General features: G+C 60.7%; 7 protein-coding genes and 1 pseudogene. 3 read left to right on the forward strand and 5 right to left on the reverse strand.

Going from position 1 to position 7233, the window contains the following annotated elements:
* Positions 1-185 precede the first annotated feature (185 nt).
* The 5 genes from Q0G18_RS08415 to metG form a co-directional block, all read right to left on the reverse strand.
* Positions 186-1241 (reverse strand): rRNA adenine dimethyltransferase family protein, encoded by a 1056-nt coding sequence (locus Q0G18_RS08415; protein WP_297151953.1) that lies wholly within the window; start codon positions 1239-1241, stop codon positions 186-188.
* Between the two features lies 1 nt (position 1242).
* Positions 1243-2220, reverse strand: coding sequence for a flavodoxin family protein (locus Q0G18_RS08420; RefSeq protein WP_297151937.1), 978 nt, complete (start codon positions 2218-2220; stop codon positions 1243-1245).
* Positions 2221-2283: 63 nt separating this feature from the next.
* The gene (locus tag Q0G18_RS08425; RefSeq protein WP_297151956.1) at positions 2284-2919 is read right to left on the reverse strand and encodes a TatD family hydrolase; all 636 of its coding nucleotides are present in this window, start codon (positions 2917-2919) and stop codon (positions 2284-2286) included.
* A gap of 27 nt (positions 2920-2946) precedes the next feature.
* Positions 2947-3309 (reverse strand): nitrate ABC transporter substrate-binding protein, encoded by a 363-nt coding sequence (locus Q0G18_RS08430; RefSeq protein WP_297151940.1) that lies wholly within the window; start codon positions 3307-3309, stop codon positions 2947-2949.
* A 39-nt stretch (positions 3310-3348) separates the two neighbouring features.
* Complete coding sequence (gene metG, locus Q0G18_RS08435; protein ID WP_297151944.1) at positions 3349-4938, reverse strand: methionine--tRNA ligase; 1590 nt, start codon at positions 4936-4938, stop codon at positions 3349-3351.
* A 607-nt stretch (positions 4939-5545) separates the two neighbouring features.
* Here metG and Q0G18_RS08440 point away from each other — a divergent pair.
* The 3 genes and pseudogenes from Q0G18_RS08440 to Q0G18_RS08450 form a co-directional block, all read left to right on the forward strand.
* The gene (locus Q0G18_RS08440; RefSeq protein WP_297151947.1) at positions 5546-6073 is read left to right on the forward strand and encodes an FKBP-type peptidyl-prolyl cis-trans isomerase; all 528 of its coding nucleotides are present in this window, start codon (positions 5546-5548) and stop codon (positions 6071-6073) included.
* A gap of 108 nt (positions 6074-6181) precedes the next feature.
* The gene (locus Q0G18_RS08445) at positions 6182-6697 is read left to right on the forward strand and encodes a TetR family transcriptional regulator (RefSeq protein ID WP_297151950.1); all 516 of its coding nucleotides are present in this window, start codon (positions 6182-6184) and stop codon (positions 6695-6697) included.
* 207 nt (positions 6698-6904) lie between these two features.
* Positions 6905-7233: pseudogene (locus tag Q0G18_RS08450) on the forward strand (hypothetical protein); the annotation flags it as partial.

Below are 7233 nucleotides of genomic sequence, written 5' to 3' on the forward strand. Positions count from 1 at the left end.
GCGCGCACCTTCAGGCGCTGACCCACGAAATCATGCAGCGTGTCATGAATGGAGTCGACGATTTTTGCTTGCTGTGCTAAATCCATGCTGGCTCTTTCTCCCGCATATATAGTTATCTCGGTTGCGCATTGTATCACGGACGTCAATTTTCATGCGAAATCTCGCGATAAACGGCACAAAAACCGCTATAATGGGTTAGATTCCCTTCGTAAATACGCCTTCCCCAGCGCAATGAACTCGTCAAGTGAGAGTGTCTCACCGCGTCGTTTCGCATCGATTCCGCACTCATCGAGCAAATCGGGAATGCACCCGATGAAAGCCTTGCCGGCATTTCCCCTGCTCGCAAAATATGTCTTGAACGAATTGGAAATGGTCTTGCGACGGCTCGCGAAGGCGGCGTCGGCCATGACGCACGTCGCCTTGAGAAGCGCGTCGTCGAGAGGAGCACCGTCGGCATCATACACGGGCCTGCGGTTGAGGCGCAGAACCGACGAGTCGACATGCGGCGGCGGGAAGAAATTGTTAGGGCTCACCAAAAACCGTCCCGCAGGCTCGGCGTACAAGCGCAGCTTCACCGTGTAGGCGCCATAGTTCTTCGAGCCCGGCTCGGCGCACATACGGTCGGCGACTTCCTTTTGAACCATCACCGTCGCGCTCTCGAGCTGGGGAAACTTCTGGAAGAAATCGAGCACGAGCGTGGCCGCCACCGCATAGGGCAGGTTGGCCACGAACTTGTTGGGGAAAGAGCGGCGAGTACCATTCCCAGACCCAAGAGGGCGAGGTGCATACTTCGTGCTCAAACAGTCCTGCTTTGGCGAACAGTCCACTGGACTGTTCGCGTCGTGCGGAACTGCGCGCGAAGCACGCCCCTCGCTCGGAGCAGCACACTTTGCCAACGCAAGACGCACTTCTTCCTCAGTCAATTCGAGCGCGTCCTTCGAGATGAGGGCAAAGCGATCGGCCCACGGCACGAGCGTGTCCTCAAGCACCGCTGGCAGATCGGCGTCGCGCTCGACCGACACCACGCGGCCCGCGCATTTCAACAGCGCAATGGTGAGCGTCCCGATTCCAGGACCCACTTCAAGCACGTCGTCGAACGCGTCAAGCTGCGCAAGCTCGACGATCTTCTGCAGAATCGCATCGTTAACCAGGAAGTTCTGACCGAGCGCATGCTTCGTCGAAAGGCCATGCTCCTCCAGGACATCGCGCGTTGCCGCAGGAGTTGCCAAGGGGGAGAGCATATTAGCCACGGCTGTTGCCCTTCTTCGAGTTACCTTTCTTTGCGGCTCCCTTCGTTCGCGCGCCGCCCCGCTGGCCGCCGCGCTTGCCCTGCGAGCCGCTAGATTTGCGCGAGCCGCCGCCTGCATGCGACCCCTTCGGCTTGCCGTTCGCGCCCGCGGACTTCTGGCCGTCACCCTGGCGTGACGCGCTCTTCACGTGGGGCGATTTCGCACCGCCCGCATCGTCGAGCGAAAGCCTCGTGCGCGCACCTCCGCGTGGGCCGCGCGACGCGCCAGGTTCGGGCGAATCCTCTTCGCTCGAACCCGAAGACTCTTCCATCTGGGGGAACTCTATAATCGCAGCCCCGTCACCTTCTGCACCCTGCGCGGGCGCCATAGCAGAGTCAGCAGTTGCGAAGAAGTCCTCGATCGAGCGCACCTCGGCCTCGGCCGTGATCTCGCCATCTGCATCAATCTTCCCCACCCAGTCGAACACGGTTTCCAGACGGAACCCCGCAACGGCGAGCGCCGAGCGGACGATGGACACAAGCGCGGAGAACCCATGCGGATCGCCGCCCTCGCCCACCACATGCAGCACGGCCGGGCGCTTTTCCTCGGCGCGCGCATTCGTCCAATAATAAGGCTGCAAACGATCGAGCAGCGCCTTCAACTGCGACGGCGGACCCGCGAAATACACAGGGCTCACCACAGTGATCTCGTCCGCAGCGTCAATGAGCTCGTAGATTTCCTGCATATCGTCATCGATGGCGCACGGGGCGAAATCGTCGTCGAGGGCTTCCTCGCCAAGCTCGACAAGCTTCGCGATATTGCCGCGGCACGCATCGCAGCCCGTGCACCCCGCCACATTAAGCGTGGAAACCGGCGCGAGCGCAAGCTCGTCATCAGGGCATTCCTCAATGCAGGTTTCGAACAGCATATTGGCCAGGTGCGCGCTTCTGCCGTTCGTGCGCGGCGATCCGACGATGATAAGACGATTCAAAATTTTCCTCCCGAGCGCAGCGATATCAGTGCGCATTGTACTATGGCCGCGCGACGCGGCAGGCTATTTCCCCAGCTGCCATGCGGTAGGCGGGCGGTTCAGCATGCTCTCCGCGTTCGTGAGCACGCGGCGGAACAAGGCCAGGCGCTCCTCCCCCTCCGCACCGCGCACATCCGCGAGCGCGCTCTCGGTGAACACCACCATGGCGGGTTCGCACACCTCGCCGCGCAACGGCTTCGGCGCCATATAGGGAGAGTCAGTCTCCACCATGAGCTGCATCTCCGGCACACGCGCCGCCGCATCGCGGATAGCGTTGCCGTTGTTGAAGGTGAGCGCGCCGCCGAACGTGACCGAGCAGCCCGCCTCGATCCACGGCTCCAACGTTTCCCAATCGCTCGTGAAGCAATGCAGGATGCAGCCCGCCTCGGGCCATCCCTCGTCGCGCATGATGGCGAGCGCGTCGTCGTGCGCCTCGCGAACATGCAGCATCACGGGCAGTCCCGCCTCTTTCGCGATGCGCACCTGCGCGCGGAACGCGCGCTCTTGGTCCTCGCGCGGCGAGAGGTCGTAGTGGTAATCGAGCCCGATCTCGCCCAAGCACGACGTGCGCTTATCGTGCAGCAGCGCACGAAGGCGCTCCTCGATTTCAGGACCCCAGTACTTCGCGTTATGCGGGTGAAGACCAGCTGCAATGCGCATCCGCGGCACGCGCGGAGACGGCTGGCCTCAACAGCGGGAGAAAAGCCGCTGCATGGAAAGCGCGGCCTCGTGGTTCCACTTCGAGAGGCTGTCGTAGGTGGTCGTGCCGTCCTCGTAGACGTCGACCACCGTGCACATGAAACCCACCCCATGCAGGCCCGCGCGGGCGAGCGCGAGCCCGGGGTTTTTCTGGTACTGCAGATGGCAATGGGCATCGACCGCCAAAACGCCCAGGTCAGGCGTTTCCACAATCTTCCATTCCCCGTTCTTCTTCCGCTTGCGGAACAGGCTGTCGAAGAACTCGGGCTCGGTCGGCTCGTCCGCCGCAGTCAGCTCGCCCACCGTTTGCGCGCCAGCCGCCTCGAGCGTCGACGCTTCAGGTGCGGTCATGCCCATATCGCTCATCTCCAAAATCGTAAACCCGATGCGCTATTCAGCGTCGAGGTCGATCTCGTCCATGTTCAGGCGCGGGAACAGCGGGTCGCCCACGGTGACAGCGTTGCCGGCGGGCAGCTGACCCCACTTGGTCGCCGCCTCGATGTCGGTGCAAGCAGCGATGTCGCCCAGCCCAAGGCGGGAGAAGACCTCGGCCGACGTATTCGGCATGAACGGCGCCATGTAGAGCGCGATAATGCGGATCGCCTCGAGCGAGTTGTAGATGACGGCCGCCAGATCGCCTGCCGTCTCCTCCTTCTTCGCCAGGTTCCACGGGGCGCTTTCCTCCACGTAAAGGTTCACGCGGCCCGCAAGCTCCTGCACCGCGGCGGCGGCACCGGTGAAGTCGACCTGCCCCAGGCACGCGTCGTACTTCGCGTAAAGCGCCTCGGCGATGGGCAGCATCGGGTTCTCAACGCGCGCGGCGGCGTCGGCGGGAACCTCAGGCACCTTACCATCAAAGTACTTCTTCGTCATGTTGAAGACGCGGCTGCACAGGTTTCCCCAGGTGTTCGCCAAATCGGCGTTGTACACCTGCACCATGCGCTCCATCGAGATGTTGCCGTCATGACCGAACTGCACGTCGCTCATGAAGTAGTAGCGGTACGCGTCCACGCCGAAGATCTTCACGAGGTCGGCGGGCTTCATGCCGTTGCCCTTCGACTTCGACATCTTCTCGCCCTTGGTGAGCAGGAAGCCGTGGCCGAACACGGTGTGCGTGACGGGCAGCCCCGCCGCCATGAGCATTGCCGGCCAGATCACGCAATGGAAGCGCGTGATGTCCTTGCCGACGAAGTGGTACTGCATGGGCCAGCGGGCTTCGAACTCGCCTTCGCGGCCCTCGTCGCCGTAGCCGATGCCGGTGAGGTACGCGAGCAGCGCGTCGGCCCACACGTAGGCGACATGTCCCTCGTCAAACGGCATGGGCACGCCCCAGTCGAACGTGGAACGGCTGATGGAGAGGTCTTTCAGGCCGCTCTTCACGAACGAGACGATCTCGTTGCGGCGGGTTTCCGGGCGGATGAAGTCGGGGTGCTCGTCGTAGAACTTGAGCAGCGGCTCCTGGAACTCGGACAGCTTGAAGAACCAGTTCTCCTCGCCGCCGGCCTTCTGCACCGGACGCTTGCAGTCGGGGCAGACGAACTCGCCGTCCTCGTTCTTCTCGAGGTCGGACTCGGCGTAGTAGGTTTCCTCGTGCACGCAGTACCAGCCCTCGTAGCTGCCCTTGTAGCAGTAGCCCTTGTCGTAGAGGTCCTGCCAGAACTTCTGCACGGTGCGGGCGTGGCGCGGCTCGGTCGTGCGCACGAAATCGGTGTAGGTGATGTCGAGAAGATCCCACACGTCGCGGAAAGCCGGCTCCATGGAGTCGCACCATTCCTGCGGCGTCATGCCCTTCGAGGCGGCCGTGTCGGCGACCTTCTGGCCATGCTCGTCCATGCCGGTGACGAACGCCACGTCATAGCCGTTCATGCGCTGGTAGCGCGCAACGGTGTCGGCCGCGACGGTGGTGTACGCCGTGCCCAGATGCGGGGCGGCATTCACGTAGTAAATGGGTGTGGTGAACGAATAGGTTCCCTTTGACATCATGTGTTCCTTTGCATCGTGGCAGGTCAGGCGAATGGTGCCCTCGTGCCGAATTCACGTCACCCGCGCGACGTCGGACGCCATGCGGGCAAGCAGCTATTTTATCACGCGCAAAGGAGCGCACGCGAAGTTACCCGTAGAACTTCACGTCGGGGAAGGGAGGAGGAAAGAGAGAGGGGGTCCTGCCAGAAAACGGGCAGTTTTCATCGTCATGAGAAGGAATCTCGGAAAGAAGGCGGGGAGCGCCAATCAACCGCAAGTCGATGACCTGGTATTTTGCTCATACGCCGATGCGGCTGCTCACCCCAAAGAGCGGGTATCGCCCTCGAGAGGCCCTCCCTTGATGAAAACCACCCGATTTCTGGCAGGTTGCCTCGTTTTCCCGGACAAAACGCGGCACCGAAGCGCCCTATGTCCTTTCCCACCAGCAAAAACGAAAACGACGCAAAGCGCATCGAATCATGCGCCATGGGTTCTCGCCTCGGGTAACGTCTCCGCCGATATGTCACCCCGCGTTTAACATACCCCGCCTTTCGGTAGATGAACCCGCAGCAAGACCCCTGTAGAGTTGTTGGAAGGAGAACGGACTCAAACAAAGGAGGCATTCATGCTGAAAAGAGGACAAAAAGTGGCAATCAACTACGCAGGATGGCTGGAAGACGGCACGGAATTCGTGAACACCTGGCTGGTGCCCGACAGCGTCACCGTCACCATCGGGGCAAGCGGGCTCCTCCCCGCCTTCGAAGAGCAGCTCTTGCCTATGGAAAACGGCACGCGCCGCACATTCTCCATCCCCTGCGAGAAGGCTTACGGAGCCTACGACCCCGCAGGGGTCATCTCCGTCGCATCTGATATGTTTCCCCATGCGAGCGAGCTGCCAATCGGGCAATATATCGAGTTTTCCATACCGGGCGGCAAGGCACGCGCGAAAGTCCTTGCCATCGAAGACGGGCAGGTTCTCTTCGATACGAACCACGAGCTGGCGGGACACGACTTGTCTTTCGAAGTGGAACTCGTCGACGACGGCACGACCACAGCGCTCGAAGCCGAAGGCAGCTCAACCGGCTGCGGGTGCAATCGCCTGCGCGAGTCCCTCGGAGGATGCAACTGCGATCATGAGCATGCACATCACTGAAACCCGCTACAATGAAATAGCACGCAATTCGCGGAACGCGCACGCCAATAGCCAGGGGGAGCCATGGGGGCAAGGGAAGCTTTTGAGAGGTGTTTTAGGGAACTCGTGATGGAGAAGCCGTACCAGAAGATCACGGTTACGGAGATCTGCCGCAAGGCCCATCTTTCCAGGAAGACGTTCTACGACAACTTCCAAGACAAAGAAGAGATTCTTCAGGCCATCTTCGAGGACGACGTCGTAAAGCCCGTCCGCACGATGAATACGCTGCTCTCCGTAAGGCAATCTCGCGATTTGCAGGGGATCTACATGCAAAACGTCTACGTCCCCATATACGAAGACAAAGAGTTCTATCAGAAACTTGTTCGCCCGATGAAAGGGGTCGACGACACCTTCGTCCGCGTCGTCACGCACTCCCTCGAGCAACTCAATCTCGAGATCATGGGCGATTCCGAAATCTCGAGCGGCCTCGAACGTGAATATGTAGCCTACTACTTCGCATCATCCCAAGCGATGTTCATGCAGAAATGGATCTTCGACGGGATGCTCTTCACGCCGCAGGAGCTGGGAACCCTGTACGAGAAGATGACGGGTTTCTACTGGCTCGACAATTCGAAAGACATCTAGCTCCTTAACACATTCGGGATTGTGCAACCCTTTCCCTCTCGAAATCCTCACTTTGCCTGCAAAAGCATTGGAAGAGCCGCAATTTCATCAATTGCGGCTCTTTTTGCGCGCCCTGTAACCTGAATGCAAGGGGCGACGGGCCCAACAAGCCCGCCGAAGAACCCAAGGGCAGAACAGCCCAAACAGGTGAAAGAGGAAGGAGCGAGGATGAGCGAGAAGGAAATCTACACCACAACGGTGCAGAGCATCGCGAGCGGCGGCACGGGCGGTGAGCCCACCGCAGTCGACAGCAAAGACGGGAAGATCGTACGAATCCGCCCCCTGCACATCGATGAGAAGTATACACACGAAGAGCTCGCCGACTCCATGTGGGAGCTCGAGGTCGACGGCAAGAAATTCCGCCCCGAGTACAAGGCGGCCCCCAACTACATGGCGCTCGCCTACAAGGAGCGCGTTTACTCCAAGAACCGCGTGATGAAGCCGCTCAAGCGCGTCGACTGGGAGCCAGGCGGCGACCCTGCGACCATGAACGCGGC

It is taken from the genome of uncultured Ellagibacter sp. (assembly GCF_934636505.1).
In the GTDB taxonomy this organism is placed as follows: domain Bacteria; phylum Actinomycetota; class Coriobacteriia; order Coriobacteriales; family Eggerthellaceae; genus Ellagibacter.

Excerpts from the sequence above, each read along its gene's own strand:
- Q0G18_RS08445 (WP_297151950.1), top strand. The coding sequence starts at position 6,182 with ATGGAGAAGCCGTACCAGAAGATCACGGTTACGGAGATCTGCCGCAAG.
- Q0G18_RS08440 (WP_297151947.1), top strand. The coding sequence starts at position 5,546 with ATGCTGAAAAGAGGACAAAAAGTGGCAATCAACTACGCAGGATGGCTG.
- Q0G18_RS08425 (WP_297151956.1), bottom strand. The coding sequence starts at position 2,919 with ATGCGCATTGCAGCTGGTCTTCACCCGCATAACGCGAAGTACTGGGGT.
- metG (WP_297151944.1), bottom strand. The coding sequence starts at position 4,938 with ATGTCAAAGGGAACCTATTCGTTCACCACACCCATTTACTACGTGAAT.
- Q0G18_RS08415 (WP_297151953.1), bottom strand. The coding sequence starts at position 1,241 with ATGCTCTCCCCCTTGGCAACTCCTGCGGCAACGCGCGATGTCCTGGAG.
- Q0G18_RS08430 (WP_297151940.1), bottom strand. The coding sequence starts at position 3,309 with ATGACCGCACCTGAAGCGTCGACGCTCGAGGCGGCTGGCGCGCAAACG.